At 68.2% G+C, this 14,104-nt stretch carries 15 protein-coding genes; 10 read left to right on the forward strand and 5 right to left on the reverse strand.

The window, feature by feature from the left end; genetic code table 11:
- Nucleotides 1-16 precede the first annotated feature (16 nt).
- Entirely contained in the window at nucleotides 17-427 is a 411-nt protein-coding gene (locus tag AC6IW9_RS16455; RefSeq protein WP_497765168.1) for a DUF2267 domain-containing protein, read from the reverse strand.
- A 70-nt stretch (nucleotides 428-497) separates the two neighbouring features.
- Nucleotides 498-1,730, reverse strand: a complete 1,233-nt coding sequence (locus AC6IW9_RS16460; RefSeq protein ID WP_497765169.1) for an aspartate kinase — start codon at nucleotides 1,728-1,730, stop codon at nucleotides 498-500.
- A 368-nt stretch (nucleotides 1,731-2,098) separates the two neighbouring features.
- On the opposite strand from AC6IW9_RS16460, the gene ubiG reads away from it, so the two are divergent.
- Together ubiG and AC6IW9_RS16470 are read left to right on the forward strand one after the other, a co-directional pair.
- Nucleotides 2,099-2,872, forward strand: a complete 774-nt coding sequence (ubiG, locus tag AC6IW9_RS16465; RefSeq protein WP_497765170.1) for a bifunctional 2-polyprenyl-6-hydroxyphenol methylase/3-demethylubiquinol 3-O-methyltransferase UbiG — start codon at nucleotides 2,099-2,101, stop codon at nucleotides 2,870-2,872.
- 145 nt (nucleotides 2,873-3,017) lie between these two features.
- On the forward strand, nucleotides 3,018-4,508 hold the full coding sequence (locus tag AC6IW9_RS16470) for a class I SAM-dependent DNA methyltransferase (RefSeq protein WP_497765171.1): 1,491 nt from the start codon (nucleotides 3,018-3,020) through the stop codon (nucleotides 4,506-4,508).
- 121 nt (nucleotides 4,509-4,629) lie between these two features.
- Here AC6IW9_RS16470 and AC6IW9_RS16475 read toward each other — a convergent pair whose 3' ends face one another.
- Together AC6IW9_RS16475 and proB are read right to left on the reverse strand one after the other, a co-directional pair.
- Nucleotides 4,630-5,397 carry a DUF2076 domain-containing protein gene (locus AC6IW9_RS16475; RefSeq protein WP_497765172.1) on the reverse strand — a complete coding sequence of 256 codons (768 nt, stop codon included), beginning with the start codon at nucleotides 5,395-5,397 and terminating at the stop codon, nucleotides 4,630-4,632.
- A 99-nt stretch (nucleotides 5,398-5,496) separates the two neighbouring features.
- Entirely contained in the window at nucleotides 5,497-6,621 is a 1,125-nt protein-coding gene (proB, locus tag AC6IW9_RS16480) for a glutamate 5-kinase (protein WP_497765173.1), read from the reverse strand.
- A 359-nt stretch (nucleotides 6,622-6,980) separates the two neighbouring features.
- Here proB and AC6IW9_RS16485 point away from each other — a divergent pair, with 359 nt between their 5' ends.
- The 8 genes from AC6IW9_RS16485 to AC6IW9_RS16520 all read left to right on the forward strand — a co-directional run bounded on the left by AC6IW9_RS16485 (nucleotide 6,981) and on the right by AC6IW9_RS16520 (nucleotide 13,494).
- Nucleotides 6,981-7,229 carry a twin-arginine translocase TatA/TatE family subunit gene (locus tag AC6IW9_RS16485; protein WP_497765174.1) on the forward strand — a complete coding sequence of 83 codons (249 nt, stop codon included), beginning with the start codon at nucleotides 6,981-6,983 and terminating at the stop codon, nucleotides 7,227-7,229.
- A 34-nt stretch (nucleotides 7,230-7,263) separates the two neighbouring features.
- Nucleotides 7,264-7,632, forward strand: coding sequence for a Sec-independent protein translocase subunit TatA/TatB (locus AC6IW9_RS16490; RefSeq protein WP_497765175.1), 369 nt, complete (start codon nucleotides 7,264-7,266; stop codon nucleotides 7,630-7,632).
- Nucleotides 7,629-8,411, forward strand: coding sequence for a twin-arginine translocase subunit TatC (gene tatC, locus AC6IW9_RS16495; protein WP_497765176.1), 783 nt, complete (start codon nucleotides 7,629-7,631; stop codon nucleotides 8,409-8,411). Before AC6IW9_RS16490 ends, tatC begins: the two co-directional genes overlap by 4 nt.
- A gap of 51 nt (nucleotides 8,412-8,462) precedes the next feature.
- A complete protein-coding gene (serS, locus tag AC6IW9_RS16500; protein ID WP_497765177.1) occupies nucleotides 8,463-9,788 on the forward strand; it encodes a serine--tRNA ligase in 1,326 nt (441 codons plus the stop codon).
- 62 nt (nucleotides 9,789-9,850) lie between these two features.
- Nucleotides 9,851-10,615: a 5'/3'-nucleotidase SurE gene (gene surE, locus AC6IW9_RS16505; RefSeq protein ID WP_497765178.1), complete on the forward strand. Its 765-nt coding sequence runs from the start codon at nucleotides 9,851-9,853 to the stop codon at nucleotides 10,613-10,615.
- 8 nt (nucleotides 10,616-10,623) lie between these two features.
- Entirely contained in the window at nucleotides 10,624-11,307 is a 684-nt protein-coding gene (locus AC6IW9_RS16510; RefSeq protein WP_497765179.1) for a protein-L-isoaspartate O-methyltransferase family protein, read from the forward strand.
- A gap of 178 nt (nucleotides 11,308-11,485) precedes the next feature.
- Nucleotides 11,486-13,036, forward strand: coding sequence for a peptidoglycan DD-metalloendopeptidase family protein (locus AC6IW9_RS16515; RefSeq protein WP_497765180.1), 1,551 nt, complete (start codon nucleotides 11,486-11,488; stop codon nucleotides 13,034-13,036).
- 164 nt (nucleotides 13,037-13,200) lie between these two features.
- A complete protein-coding gene (locus AC6IW9_RS16520) occupies nucleotides 13,201-13,494 on the forward strand; it encodes a hypothetical protein (protein WP_497765181.1) in 294 nt (97 codons plus the stop codon).
- Between the two features lie 79 nt (nucleotides 13,495-13,573).
- Here the strand turns inward: AC6IW9_RS16520 and AC6IW9_RS16525 are convergent, their stop codons facing one another.
- Nucleotides 13,574-14,059 (reverse strand): peroxiredoxin, encoded by a 486-nt coding sequence (locus tag AC6IW9_RS16525; RefSeq protein ID WP_497765182.1) that lies wholly within the window; start codon nucleotides 14,057-14,059, stop codon nucleotides 13,574-13,576.
- Between the last annotated feature and the right edge of the window lie 45 nt (nucleotides 14,060-14,104).

Below are 14,104 nucleotides of genomic sequence, written 5' to 3' on the forward strand. Positions count from 1 at the left end.
GGCGCTTTGCGAACGATCAGCCCTTCGGCCAGAGGAATTGCGACAGTTTCGGAATCGTGTCGGTCATTTTCTGCAGCTTGGGCCGGCCGATCGTCTGCTCCGCGTGAAAGAAGACGATCCGGGCGAGCTTCTGCAGCTGATCGGGCGAAAGGCCCATGGAGTTCAGCTTTGCGGTGAGCGCCAGCACCTCGGCCTTGCCGCCGATGGCGCGTCCGACGCCGCCGAGCGCGCCGAGCAGGCCGCGCTTATAGCGCTGCGCCGTGGCGGCGGCGATCGCCTCGCGCGCGCCGGGGGTTTTCTCGACGATCTCCTTTCCGAGGTCTGGAAAGGCGCTGACGAAAAACCCCAGCACATGGCCGGCTGCGATGCGCGCCGTCTCGGCCTCGACCCCGAGCGCGAGACTCAGCCTGGCGACCAACTCCTCCATGCCCCTCTCTCCGAATCTCGCAAATCGCCGCCGCGGTCAGCATGGCACAGCCGCGCCGCGAAAGCGACGGTCAGGCCGCGTCGAGCCCGTACAGCGAATGCAGAGTGCGCACCGCGAGCTCCGTGTAAGCGGCGTCGATCAGCACCGAGAATTTGATCTCGGAGGTGGTGATGGCGCGAATGTTGACGCCCTTGTCGGCCAGCGCCTTGAAGGCGCGCGCCGCGACGCCGGCATGGCTGCGCATGCCGATGCCGATCGCCGATACCTTGGCGACGTCCTTCGCGCCGGTCAGCGCGGCGTAGCCGATCGAAGGCCGCGCCGTCTCGAGTATGGCGAGGCTGCGCTCATATTCGGCGGCGGGAACCGTGAAGGTCATGTCGGTCATCGTGTCTTCCGAGGCGACCTGCACGATCATGTCGACATTGACGCCCGCCTCGGCGAGCGGCACGAACACGGCCGCCGCGACGCCGGGCTTGTCGGCGACGCCGCGCAAGGTGATCTGCGCCTCGTCGCGCGAGAAGGCGATGCCGGTGACGACTTGCGCTTCCACTATATCCTCCTCCTTGCAGATCAGCGTGCCGCTCCTGGGGTCGGCCGGATCGTCGAAGGACGAGCGCACATAGGTGCGCACGCCATGCACCATGGCGACCTCGACCGAGCGCACCTGCAGCACCTTGGCGCCGAGCGAGGCCATCTCCAGCATCTCCTCGAAGGAGATGCGGTCCATGCGCCGCGCCTTGGGCACGACGCGCGGATCGGTCGTATAGACGCCGTCGACGTCGGTGTAGATGTCGCAGCGATCGGCCCCGATGGCGGCCGCCACGGCCACGGCGCTCGTGTCCGAGCCGCCGCGGCCGAGCGTGGTGATGCGTCCGGTCGGCTGGTGAACTCCCTGGAAGCCGGCGATCACGGCGACCTCGCCTCGCTCGAATCCCGAAAGGAGCTGCGCGCTGTCGATCGACTGGATGCGCGCCGAGCCATGGGCGTCGGAGGTGAGGATCGGGATCTGCCACCCCTGCCAGGAGCGTGCGGCGACGCCGATATTCTGCAGGGCGATCGACAATAGGCCCGCGGTCACCTGCTCGCCCGAGGCGACCACCGCGTCATATTCGCGCTGGTCGTGCAGCGTGGCCGCATCTTTGCAACAGGCGACGAGCTCGTTGGTCTTGCCGGCCATGGCCGAGACCACGACGGCGATCTGATGGCCGGCTTCGACCTCGCGCTTCACATGGCGCGCGACATTCCGGATGCGCTCCACATTGGCGACGGAGGTGCCGCCGAACTTCATCACCAGACGAGCCATGACCGACCATGAGGAGTGCGAGACGGGAGGAGTGGAAGACGGGCCGCAGCTCGCGCGCGAGCCGGATGGCCGCTCGCATCCGACCAAAAGCGGGCGTATATGTGACGGCCTCGGAGACGGAGTCAACGCCGCGCGCAGATTTGGGCAGGCGATCGGTGAAGGTTTTCTCATGCCGAGGAGGCTCCGAAGGAGCCGACTCGAAGCACGCGGAAATCTTCATTCCGCGTGCTGAGGACTAAGGTCCTTCACCCGATCGCCTCGTCAGGTTCGGGGCGGCCGATCCGAGCGCTGTGAGGCGAGAGTGCGCCCACCCCCGAGAGAGGGGCGGGACGCTGGATCCGACGACGACAAATCAAAAAGAGGTTCGTGTGCCGCAAGATTCGTCCCGTCCCCATTCCGCGAGCGTCGATCCCGCCGACGTCGCCCGTTTCGATCGGCTCGGCGAGCTGTGGTGGGACGCCTCGGGCAAGATGGGCATATTGCATGAGATCAATCCGATCCGCGTCGACTATATCTGCGATCACGCCTGCCGGCGGTTCCGCATCGACGGCGGGCGGCGCGACCGTCATGGCGTCCGGCCGCTCGAAGGGCTGCGCATCGTCGACATCGGCTGCGGCGGCGGCATTTTGACCGAGGCGCTGTCCGGGCTCGGCGCCCGCATGACGGGGATCGACCCGGCGCCCAACAACATAGCGGTCGCGCGCCGCCACGCCGAGCGCTCCGGCCTCGCCATCGACTATCGCAACACGACCGCCGAGGCGCTCGCCGCCGAGGGCGCGCGTTTCGACATCGTCGTCGCGATGGAGGTGCTGGAGCATGTCGAGGGACAAAAGGACTTCGTCGCGACGCTCGGCCGAATGGTCGAGCCCGGCGGCCTCCTCTTCCTCGCCACCATCGACCGCACGCTGAAGAGCTACGCCCTCGCGATCATCGGGGCGGAATATGTGCTCGGCTGGGTGCCGCGCGGCACACATGACCACGACAAGTTCGTGCGGCCGGACGAATTGTCGGCCTGGCTGCGGCGCGCCGGCCTGCGTGAGGTCGACCGCTCCGGCATGAGCTTCCAGCCGCTGACGCGCAGCTGGCGTAGGAGCCGTGACACCGATGTGAATTATATGATGGCGGCCGGCAGGGACGGTTAGCGCATCGAGTTCCCTCCCGTGGAGCCGCCTCGGAAGGCTCTTCACATTGCCCGTAGGGCCGAGGCGCCCGGCCGCCGCTTCGGCAAGTCCGGCGTCAGTTTTGCCGAGCAATCTGGTTTCCGGACAATTTCTGGAGCATTGCCCGATGACGCTTCATGTTTCGTCGCCGTTCCCCCCGGTCGCCGCTCTCGATCAGTGGCGCGCCCGCTATCCGAAATTCGGCGCGGCGCTCGATCGCGGCGAGCCGCCGTCCGCCGCGCTGCGCTATCTGGGGCTTTCCCTCTGGCGGGACGGCGCTGTGCGCGAGGCCGTCGAGATCCTCGAGGCGGCCGCCGGCCTTTCGCCCGACGACGCGGCCTTGCTCGCCGATCTCGGCGCGCTGCTCTCCTTCGCCGGGCGAAAGGCCGAGGCTCTGAGCGCCTTCGTCGCTTCGCTCGAGCGAGATCCGTCGCGCGTTCAGGTCTGGCTCGGCGTCGCCGCCCTCTGCAACGAGATCGGCGACAAGGCCGCCGCCGAGAACGCTTTCGCCGCTGCGCTCGAGCTCGAGCCGACATCGGCCGAGGCCTGCGCGGGGCTCGGCCTCGCCTATCTCGAGCGCCGCCGCTTCGATGACGCCGTGCGCCTGCTCGGCGATGCGGTCGCGCGCGGCGTCGAGAGCGGCGCGGTGCAGGCCTGTCTCGGGCAGTCTCTGTTTCTCATCGGCCGCTTCGCCGAGGCGCGAGCGGCGCTCGCCGAGGCCGCGCACGCTTTTCCGGGCGAAGCCGGCCTCATTCGCAAATTCGCCGCGGCCACGCTGGTCGCCGCCGCCGTCGATTCCTCGGTCGAAGCGGCGATCGAGGCTTATCGCGCGGCGGCTGGCCCGCATGCGGAGGACACGCTCGTCGCCTGCCGCGCCGCCTTTCAGGCGCTCTGCGGCTTCGGCCATGGCGAGGCGGCGATTCGCCTCGGCGAGGCCATCATCGCCGTGGAGCCTGGCGATCCGATCATCCCCTTCCATCTCGACGCTCTGCGTGGACGCGCGCATGAGCGCGCGTCGCCCTCTTATGTCGCCGCCTGCTTCGACCGCTATGCGGAGGATTTCGACAGCCATCTCGTCGAAATTCTCGATTATCGCCTTCCCGAGAAGCTCGGTCCGCTGCTCGATGCGGCCGGCCGCCGCTTCCCGCGCATTCTCGATCTCGGCTGCGGCACGGGCCTCGCCGCCGCGACGCTCGCGGCCGTCGGCGAGGAGATCGTCGGCGTCGATCTCTCCGCCCGCATGCTGGACAAGGCGAGGGCGCGCAATGTCTATGCGCGATTGGTCGAGGAGGACGCCATCGCCTTTCTCGATGCGAACGACGCGCGCTTCGATTTGATCGTCGCGCTCGATATGATCATCTATCTCGGCGATCTGTCCGCGCTGTTTACGGGCGTCGCGCGCAATCTTCGCCCGGGCGGCCTGTTCGCTTTCAGCTTCGAGGCCGGCGCAGGATGCGACTATGCGCTCGCCCCCTGCGGACGCTTCGCGCATGATCCGGCCTATGTCGAGGGGCTGTGGAGCCGGGAGTTCGATTGCATCGTCGCGCGGCAGACGACGATCCGGCTCGAGGCCAACCGTCCCGTCGCGGGCCGGCTGGTCCTGCTGCGGAGAAAATGACGGAGGGCGAAGTGTTCCGTCATTGCGAGCGAAGCGAAGCAATCGCGAGCCGCGGGGCGGCTCCCCGATCTCGTCGCTCCTCACAATGACGTGAGGAGCGACGTTTTTCCGACGGTCCGCGTCAAACGTCGAAGCCGCCGTCGCCGCCGTCGTCCTGGAAGCCGCCGTCGTCATAATCGGCGCTCTGCGCGTCGGGGCCTCCGGGGTCCGGGCCGTCATACCCGGCGTCCGGATAGGGCTGGCCGTAGCCGCCCTGGTCGCCGTAGTAATTATTGATGATCGTCTCGCCGCCGAGCCCGGCATGGTCGAAGCCTTGGCCGATGCCGAGATTGCTTCCCGCTCCGCCGCCGTGGAACAGGCCGCGGATCGAATCGGCGAGCAGCACACCGCCGGCGACGCCAGCCGCCGTGCCCAGCGCGCCTTTCAAAAAGCCGCCGCCGCCCGCGGCCGCCTGCTGCGGAGCGGGAGCGAAGCCTTGCTGCGGAGGATAGCCGGGAGGCTGGGCGTAGGCGGGCCCGCCGGCCGGGGCCGCGCCCCAAGGGCCCCCTTGCGGATAGGTGGGCCGGCCATAGCCCGGAGGCGGGGCCGGACGCGGCGGGGGAGGCGCCTGACGCTGGCCGAACAGGCTGCCGAGGAAGCCGCCGGAGGCCGGCTCCGGCTGGCTCTCGAGCTGATGAACGCGGCTCTCCAGCTCCTGCAGCCGCTGATTGGCGGCCTGCAGCGCTTGATCCTGAACGAGCACCGTCTGCGCGAGCAGATAGGGCGCGGCGGGCTGCGACCTCAACTGCTCGACGATGAAGCTCTCCGCCTCCTGGTCGCGCGGGGCGGCGGCTGCGCTACGCGTGCGCTCGAACAGACCGGCGAGCAGTTGGCGTTCTTCGGGTGACATGTGTCTCTCCCAGTTGGAACCCGCCCTTTGAGGGCGCGGCGCCAGCAATATGGGAGCGCCCTCGGGGTCTGCCAAGGCCCCGGCATGGCGAAGCCGGCGTCAATCGCCATTGAGGGCCATATCGTCGCGATGAACGACCTCGTCCGGCCCTTTGAAGCCGAGAATGCTCGCGATCTCGCGGGAGGAGCGGCCGATGATGCGCAGCGCGTCGGTCGCGTCATAGGTGACGAGCCCGCGGCCGATCTCGCCGCCGGCGGCGTTGCGGATCACCACGCAATCGCCGCGGGCGAAGCCGCCCTCGATCGCCGTGACGCCGGCCGGCAGCAGGCTCTTGCCGGAGAAGAGCGCCCGCTCGGCGCCGTCGTCGACATGCACCACGCCCTTGGGCTCGAGCGAGCCGGCGATCCATTTCTTGCGCGCCGTGACCGGGGTCGAGGAGGTGAGGAACCAGCTGCAGGGCCCGCCCGTGGCGATGCGCGTCAGCGGGGCCTCGACGCGACCGTCGGCGATGACCATATGGGCGCCGCCGGTGGTCGCGATCTTGGCCGCCTCGATCTTGGTGCGCATGCCGCCCCGCGAATAGAGCGAGGCGGCGCCGCCGGCCATGGCCTCGACCTCCGCCGTCACCCGCGGCACGACCTCGATCAGCTTGGCGGACGGATCGCCGGCGGGCGGCGCGGTGTAGAGGCCGTCGACATCGGAGAGCAGCACCAGAAGATCGGCGCTCGCCATTGTCGCGACGCGGGCGGCGAGCCGGTCGTTGTCGCCATAGCGGATCTCCGCCGTCGCCACCGTGTCGTTCTCGTTGATCACCGGCACGGCGCGCAGCGCCAGCAGTCGATTGAGGCATTCGCGCGCGTAGAGGTAGCGGCGGCGCTCTTCAGTATCGCCGAAAGTGACGAGGATCTGTCCGGCCGTGACGCCGAGGCCGCCGAGCGTCTCCGACCAGAGACGGGCGAGCGCGATCTGGCCGACTGCGGCGGCGGCCTGGCTGTCCTCCAGCGGCAGCGGTCCCTGCGGCAGGCCGAGCACGCTGCGCCCGAGCGCCACCGCGCCCGAGGAGACGACCATTACGTCCGCCCCGCGCCGGTGCAGAGCGGCGAGATCGCCGCCGAGCTTGGCGAGCCAGTCGCGCTTCGCCTCGGCCCTGCGCGGATCGACCAGCAGGGAGGAGCCGACCTTGACGACGATGCGGCGAAAGGAGTCGAGGGTCGGGCGCGTCACGATCTGTCGGGCTCTCGGAAAAACGCGGGCGGATTCGCCGCGCCGGCGCCTTATAGCGCGTCCCGCGGCGCGGCGCAGCTGGCAGGCCGGCGCGGCGGACGCGATCGCGCAGCGTAATCGATCGCCCGCGGACCGCCGCCGCCGGCTGAAGCAGCCTCGGCATCGAGCCGAGAGCCCGTGCGGAGCGGGCGCGAGCGCCGCCGTGTCTGCGAGCTGCGCCTCGGGAGCGGCGGCGCTCCGCGCCGACGACGATCGTCACATGCGCGCTGCAATCGCCTTGTATTTATGTTTCCGCCGTCCTAGGTTCCCCACGACTTCGGCCGGCCGGGATGGCCGGGAGCAAAGGGGAGGGTTTCGCCATGGGTGGTCTGTCGATCTGGCATTGGATCGTCGTCGGCGCCGTGGCCTTCATCCTGTTCGGCGGCAAATTCAAGATTTCCGACGTGATGGGCGACGTCGCCAAGGGCATAAAGGCGTTCAAGAAAGGCCTCGCGGAGGATGACGGCGCGAAGGCCGAGGAGCCGCAGAAGGCCCTCGAGCATCAGCACGCGCGCGACATCCCGGACGCCGCGGCGCACGACAAGCCGGCCGACGTGCGAAAGGCTTGAACGACCGCCGCTCTCCAGCAGGTTTCGCCGCGACATGTTCGACCTCGACGCCGGCAAGCTGATCGTCATCGGCATCGTCGCGCTCATCGCGATTCCGTCGAAGGATCTGCCGCGCGTGCTGCGTCAGGTCGGCCATGCGACCGGCCGCATTCGGCGCATGGCGGCCGAATTCCAGAGCCAATTCATGGAGGCGATGCGCGAGGCCGAAGTCGCAGATCTCCATAAGGATTTGAAGAGCGAGGTCGATTCCGCCTTCGCCGCGGTCCAGACGGACGTCGCCTTCGATCCGCTGACCCAGGCGCGCGAGCAGATCGTCGGCGCGATCGAGGAGCCGGAGCCGCAGCAGCAGCCGACAGAGGATCATCCGGCGGAGGATCAGCCGGCCGAGAGGCCGCGCACATGACCGACGCCGACATCGAAGCGACCAAGGCCCCGCTCATCGAGCATCTGATAGAGCTGCGCGAGCGCCTCATCCGCGCGTTGATGGGATTTCTCGTCGCCTTCGTCGTGGCCTTCTTCTTCGCCAAGGACATTTATAATCTGCTCGTCGTGCCCTATACGCGCGCGGCCGGGCCCGAGGCGAAGCTCATCTACACCGCGCCGCAGGAATATTTCTTCACGCAGATCAAGGTGGCGATGTTCGCGGCGGCCTTCATCTCCTGTCCGATCGTGTTCAGCCAGCTCTACGCCTTTGTCGCGCCGGGCCTCTACAAGCACGAGCGCGCCGCGTTCCGGCCCTATCTCGTCGCGACGCCGGTCTTCTTCGCGCTCGGCGCGCTGGTGGTCTATTTCCTCGTCATGCCCAATCTGCTGCATTTCTTCATCTCGATGCAGCAGGCCAACGAGCCCGGCAAGGCGCAGATCGAGCTGCTCCCGCGCGTGTCGGAATATCTCTCGCTGATCATGACCCTGGTGCTCGCCTTCGGCGTCGTGTTCCAGCTGCCGGTGGCGCTGACGCTGCTCGGCCAGATCGGCCTCGTCTCCTCGCAATTCCTCGCCGAGAAGCGGCGCTATGCGATCGTGCTCGTCTTCATCGTGGCGGCGATTTTGACGCCGCCCGACGTGTTCAGCCAGCTCGCCCTCGCGCTGCCGGGGCTGCTGCTCTACGAGGCGTCGATCTTGTCGGTGCGCTGGATCGAGAAGAAGCGGGCCGCGGCCGAGGAGCCGCAGGCGACAGGTTGACCCTATTTCCCGCATGCGGGATGAGGGCGCGCACGAGCGGCGGATAGATTTATGTACGACATCAAATGGATTCGCGACAACGCCGCCGCTTTCGACGAAGGCCGCCGCCGCCGCGGCCTCGAGCCGCTCGCCGAACGTCTCTTCGCCCTCGACGATTCGCGCCGAGCGGCGATCGGAGCGCTGCAGGCGGCGCAGGAGCGGCGCAATGCGGCGTCCAAGGAGATCGGCCTCGCCATGCGCGAGAAGGACGCCGCCCGCGCCGAGGCGCTGAAGGCGGAGGTCGCCGAGCTGAAGGAGGATTTCCCGCGGCTCGAGCAAGCCGAGCGCGAGGCGAGCGCCGCGCTGGACAAGGCGCTGTCGGAAATCCCCAACACGCCGCTCGAGCAGGCGCCCTTCGGAAAAGACGAGCACGACAATGTCGAGGCGCTGCGCTGGGGCGTTCTGCGCAATTTCGACTTTCCGCCGAAGGAGCATTTCGACATCGGCGAAGGTTTGAAGCTCATGGATTTCGAGAGCGCGGCGAAATTGTCCGGCGCGCGCTTCGTCGTGAACAAAGGCCCGCTCGCGCGTTTGGAACGCGCCCTTGCGCAATTCATGCTCGATCTGCACACGGATCGGCACGGCTATTCGGAAGTCGCGCCGCCGCTGCTGGTGCGCGACGACGCGATGTTCGGCACGGCGCAATTGCCGAAGTTCCGCGACGATCAGTTTTCGGTGACGGCAGGCCGGCAGATCGGCAATGAGCGGTCGGATGCGGCCATGGCCGACTATTGGCTCATTCCCACCGCCGAAGTCCCGCTGACGAATCTCGTCCGCGAGTCCATCCTCGACGAATCGCAGCTCCCTCTGCGCTTCACCGCCGGCACCTATTGCTTCCGCGCGGAGGCGGGCGCCGCGGGGCGCGACACGCGCGGCATGATTCGGCAGCATCAGTTCTACAAGGTCGAGCTCGTCTCGATCACGACGCCGGAAAAATCGCTCGAGGAGCACGAGCGCATGACCGGCTGCGCGGAAAAAGTGCTGCAGCTCCTCGATCTGCCCTATCGCAAGGTCACGCTCTGTACGGGCGACATGGGCTTCGCCTCGCAGAAGACCTATGATCTCGAAATCTGGCTGCCGGGGCAGGGGAAATATCGCGAGATTTCGTCCTGCTCGGCATGCGGCGATTTCCAGGCGCGGCGCATGAACGCCCGCTATCGGCCCGCCGAAGGCAAGGCGACGCGCTTCGTGCATACGCTCAACGGCTCGGGCGTCGCGGTCGGCCGCGCGCTGGTCGCCGTGCTCGAGAATTATCAGGAGGCCGACGGCTCGGTCATCGTGCCGACGGTCCTGCGCCCTTACATGGGCGGGCTGGAGAAAATCGCGAAGGCGCGGTAGCGGGGCGCGCCCTTCTCCCGCTCGCGGGAGGAGGAGCGCCAACGATCGGCATCGAAGAGGCCATGCGCATCCTCATCACCAATGACGACGGCATTCACGCGGCGGGCCTCGCGCTCGCGGAGCGGGTCGCGCGCACGCTCACCGACGACGTCTTCGTCGTCGCGCCGGAGAGCGAGCAGTCGGGCGTCGCGCATTCGCTCTCGATCAATGATCCGCTGCGCCTGCGCGAAATCTCCTCGCGCCATTTCGCCGTCAAGGGCACCCCGACCGATTGCGTCATCATGGGCGTGCGCAGGCTGCTCGCCGACAGGCCGCCGGATCTCGTGATCTCCGGCGTCAACTCCGGCCAGAATCTCGCCGAGGATGTGAGCTATTCCGGCACCATCGCCGGCGCCATCGAAGGGACGCTGCTCGGGATTCCCTCGATCGCTCTGTCTCAGGTCTATGATTTCTTCGCCGGCCGACAGCACATTCATTGGGCCTGCGCCGAGACTCATGCGGCCTCGGTGATTGGGCGCCTGGTCGAGGCGGGCATTCCGCCGGGCGTGCTGATGAACGTCAATTTTCCCAATTGCCGCCCGGAGGAGGTGAAGGGAATCTCCGTCACCATGCAGGGACGGCGCAGCAACGATCTGATGCGGATCGAAGACCGCAAGGACGGTCGCGGCATTCCATATTACTGGATATCCTTCCAGCGCGGCAATTTCACGCCCGGGCCCGGCACCGATCTCGAGGCGGTCGAGCAGAACAGGATTTCCGTGACGCCCCTGCGCCTCGACTTCACCGATCATCCGACGTTGACGCGGCTCTCCGCCGCCTTCGAATAGGAGGCGCAATGGCGGAATGCGCAGACGGCCCCACGATCGAAGAGCGCGCCGCTCTGCTGCTGCAGCTGCGGCGCGTCGGCGTGCGCGACCTCGCCGTCATGCGCGCCTTCGAGACGACGCCGCGCGAGCTCTTCGCGCCTTATCGCTTTCGCGATCTCGCCGGGCGCAACATCGCTCTGCCGATCGGCTGCGGGCAGACGCTGCCCGCGCCGGCCGATCTCGCGCGGCGGCTCGAGGCGCTCGCCGTCGAGCCGCATCATCGCGTGCTGGAGATCGGAACGGGCTCTGGCTATGGCGCGGCCGTGCTGGCGCAACTCGCGCGCGCGGTCGTGACGATCGAGCGCTACGAGACTCTGGCGAGCGAGGCGCGGCTGCGGCTCGCCGAGCTCGGCGCCGGGAATGTCGAAGCGATGTTCGGCGACGGTCTGGCGGCGGGGGCGGCGTCCGGCGTCTTCGACCGCATCGTGCTGCATATGTCCTTTCGCGCGGGCGCGCCGCAATGTCTGCTCGACTCCCTGGCGCCGGGCGGCGTCGCTCTGTTCGGACGAATCGAGCCGGCGGAGAAGGCGGACGCGCGTCCGCAGGAGCGGCTGCGCCGGCTGCGCCGCGACGGCGGCGCGCTATGGAGCGAATCCGATCTCGGCTCCTGCCGGCTCGGCGCGGCGCTGGAGGGGACCGCTCGGGCGATGTGAGCGCTGCAATCGCTGGAATTTACTTAAATTCTCGTTGGCCGTCGTGAACGCGCATTCATCTTAAACGCTCCCTTAACCGTCGCATGGCTAGATGAACGCACTGAAGTCGCGTTCGAGTGTGGGTCGCGTCATGGCAATTGAGCGTCGTGTTTTCTTGTCGCGAGTCGCGTGGCGGCTCATGTTCGCCGCCGGCGCCGCCGGATTGCTCGCCGGCTGCTCCGATGCGACACGTTTTTCCGATCCGTTGGCCGATCCGTTCCAGGATCAGGCGCACGTCGATCGCGCGCCCACCGGGACCATCCCTCCGCGCACTTATGCCGAGGCCGCGCCGCCGCGCAGCGTGATCCAGTCGCGCCCGCTGCCTCCGCCGCAGCCGGCGCCTCAGGCCGCGCATTATGCGCCGCATACGCCGCCCGCTCCGGCGCCGGCCGCGCGCGTCGCCGGAAGCTATAATCATTGGAGCGCCGAGGGCGGAACGCCGATCGTCGTCTCCGACGGCGAGACCGCCGGCGTGGTGGCGACGCGTTACGGCGTGCCCGTCGACGCGCTGCTGCGCGTCAACGGCTTCTCGCGGCCGGCCGAGGTTCATCCCGGTTCGCGTCTCGTGATCCCCGTCTATCGCGCCGGCGCCGCGCCCGTAGCCGTCGAGCCGCGCGAGCCGGTCCGCGCTGCAGCGGATCTGCGCGACCGCGCCGGCCAAGGCCGCAGGCAGAGGGACGCCTCGGACGAGCGCAGCCGCGCGCCGGTCGCCGAGGCGCGCGCCGAGAAGCGCGCCGCCGAGCCGCGCAGCGTCAAGCCGGCGGCCGCGGAAGCGAAGAGCGAGAAGCCCAAGCCGCAAGTCTACGAGGCGAAGACCGAGAAGCCGAGGCCGGTCGAAGCGAAGGTCGAAAAGGCGAAACCCCAGGTCGCGGAGGCCAAGGCGGACAAGGCGAAGCCGCAGATCGCCCGTGCGGAGCCCGAGAAATCGGCGGCGCCGGCGAAGCAGGCCGCTCCCGCCGAGCCTGCGCGCAAGGCCCCGCACGAGGCCGCGCGCAAGCCCGAGGCCGAGCCTGCCCGCAAGACAGCGGCGGCGCGTGTCGAGCCCGCGCGCAAGGAGCCTGCCGCCGCGCCCAAGGAGATAGCGAAGGCCGAACCGCGCAAGGCGGAGCCCAAGGCGCAGCAGATCGCCAGGAAGGAGCCTGCGCCCGAGCCCAAGCGGCAGGTCGCGGCGGCGGAAAAGACCGAGAAGGTCGAGAAGCACGAGCAGAAGGTCGCCGCTGCGCCGCAGGCGCAGCGTGTCGACAGGACGCCGGTCGCCTCTCTGCCGCCGCAGCAGCAGGCGGAAGAGAAGCCCGCGCCGGCGCCTGTCGCCGCCGACGCGCGTCCCGAGTTCCGCTGGCCGGCGCGCGGCCGGATCATCCAGGGATTCAACTCGGGCGGCAATGACGGCATCAACATCTCCGTCCCGGAAGGCACGCAGGTGAAGGCGGCCGAGGGCGGCGTCGTCGCCTATGCCGGCAACGAGTTGAAAGGCTACGGAAATCTCGTGCTGATCCGTCACCCGAACGGCTTCGTCTCGGCCTATGCCCACAACGGCGAGCTCGAGGTGAAGCGCGGCGACCAGGTGAAGCGCGGGCAGACTATCGCCAAATCGGGCCAGTCGGGCAATGTCGGCTCGCCGCAGCTGCACTTCGAGCTGCGCAAGGGGGCGACCCCGGTCGATCCCACCAGCTACCTCGCGGGGCTCTGACCCCGCGCGCCGAGACCTCGGGCGTTCGCGAGACATCACGCCGGAGCAAGGGCGACGGGCGGCAAAGACGCCCGTCGCCCGTTTCCTTTCTTGCCCGAAGACTCTATGAGGGGCCGCTCGCCGGCCCGGCCCGGCCCGGCGTCGTTCACAGGGAACTGCGCGCAGTGAAATCCGGTCTCGCCTTCGCTTTCGCCCTTCTGCTCTCGACCCCTGCTCGCGCCGTCGATCCGACCGGCATTCCCGAATGCGACGCGCTGCTGAGGCGCTATGAGGAATGCTCGGTCGAGCTGCCGCGCGCGCAAGTGCACGCCGCGCAGAAGGAACTGCTCGAGGGCGCGATGAGCCTGCGCGCCAACGCCGCCAATCCCGAGCTGCGGCCGGCGCTGGAGAAGTTCTGTGTCGCGACCTTCGAGGACATGAAGACGAAGAGCGACATCAAGACCTGCATGTCGAAATAGCCCGCGGGCGACCCGCGTCGCCGAATTCGCGATCGCGAGCCCGCAGGCTCGCGTCTCGACTCGTCTGTTCGTCGCGCCGCTAAATCGCCTTAGCCGCGGCCAGCGCCGCCGCCGCATGGCCCGGCACTTTCACCTTGCGCCAGACTTTCGCGATCCGCCCGTCCGGGCCGATCAGGAAGGTCGAACGCTCGACGCCCATATATTTGCGGCCGTACATGCTCTTCTCCACCCACACTCCATAGGCTGCGAGCATCTCTTTCGTCTCGTCGCTGGCGAGCGGGAGGGTGAGATCGTATTTGGCGCGGAACTTGTCGTGCTTGGCCGGCGAATCGGGCGAAACGCCGACGACCGTCGCGCCCGTTTTGGCAAAATCTTTCATCAGCGCGTTGAACTCGATCGCCTCTTTGGTGCATCCGGAGGTGTCGTCCTTCGGATAGAAATAGAGAACGAGCTTCTTGCCGGCGAAAGACGCGAGCGACACGCGCTCTCCGCCGGCGCCCGGAAGATCGAAGGACGGGGCGGCGTCGCCCTCGCCCGGCACAGAAGTGGTCGCAGCCTCGCTCACCTTCGCCTTCCTTTCGTCTCATCGCGGTCTACATTCTCGAGCAAA

Source organism: Methylosinus sp. shoA (genome assembly GCF_059718125.1).

What these genes read in the sequence shown, in the direction of transcription:
- AC6IW9_RS16515 (WP_497765180.1), top strand. Translation starts at nt 11,486, where the DNA reads ATGTTCGCCGCCGGCGCCGCCGGATTGCTCGCCGGCTGCTCCGATGCG.
- AC6IW9_RS16455 (WP_497765168.1), bottom strand. Translation starts at nt 427, where the DNA reads ATGGAGGAGTTGGTCGCCAGGCTGAGTCTCGCGCTCGGGGTCGAGGCC.
- AC6IW9_RS16470 (WP_497765171.1), top strand. Translation starts at nt 3,018, where the DNA reads ATGACGCTTCATGTTTCGTCGCCGTTCCCCCCGGTCGCCGCTCTCGAT.
- surE (WP_497765178.1), top strand. Translation starts at nt 9,851, where the DNA reads ATGCGCATCCTCATCACCAATGACGACGGCATTCACGCGGCGGGCCTC.
- AC6IW9_RS16475 (WP_497765172.1), bottom strand. Translation starts at nt 5,397, where the DNA reads ATGTCACCCGAAGAACGCCAACTGCTCGCCGGTCTGTTCGAGCGCACG.
- AC6IW9_RS16485 (WP_497765174.1), top strand. Translation starts at nt 6,981, where the DNA reads ATGGGTGGTCTGTCGATCTGGCATTGGATCGTCGTCGGCGCCGTGGCC.
- AC6IW9_RS16490 (WP_497765175.1), top strand. Translation starts at nt 7,264, where the DNA reads ATGTTCGACCTCGACGCCGGCAAGCTGATCGTCATCGGCATCGTCGCG.
- serS (WP_497765177.1), top strand. Translation starts at nt 8,463, where the DNA reads ATGTACGACATCAAATGGATTCGCGACAACGCCGCCGCTTTCGACGAA.
- AC6IW9_RS16460 (WP_497765169.1), bottom strand. Translation starts at nt 1,730, where the DNA reads ATGGCTCGTCTGGTGATGAAGTTCGGCGGCACCTCCGTCGCCAATGTG.
- AC6IW9_RS16510 (WP_497765179.1), top strand. Translation starts at nt 10,624, where the DNA reads ATGGCGGAATGCGCAGACGGCCCCACGATCGAAGAGCGCGCCGCTCTG.
- tatC (WP_497765176.1), top strand. Translation starts at nt 7,629, where the DNA reads ATGACCGACGCCGACATCGAAGCGACCAAGGCCCCGCTCATCGAGCAT.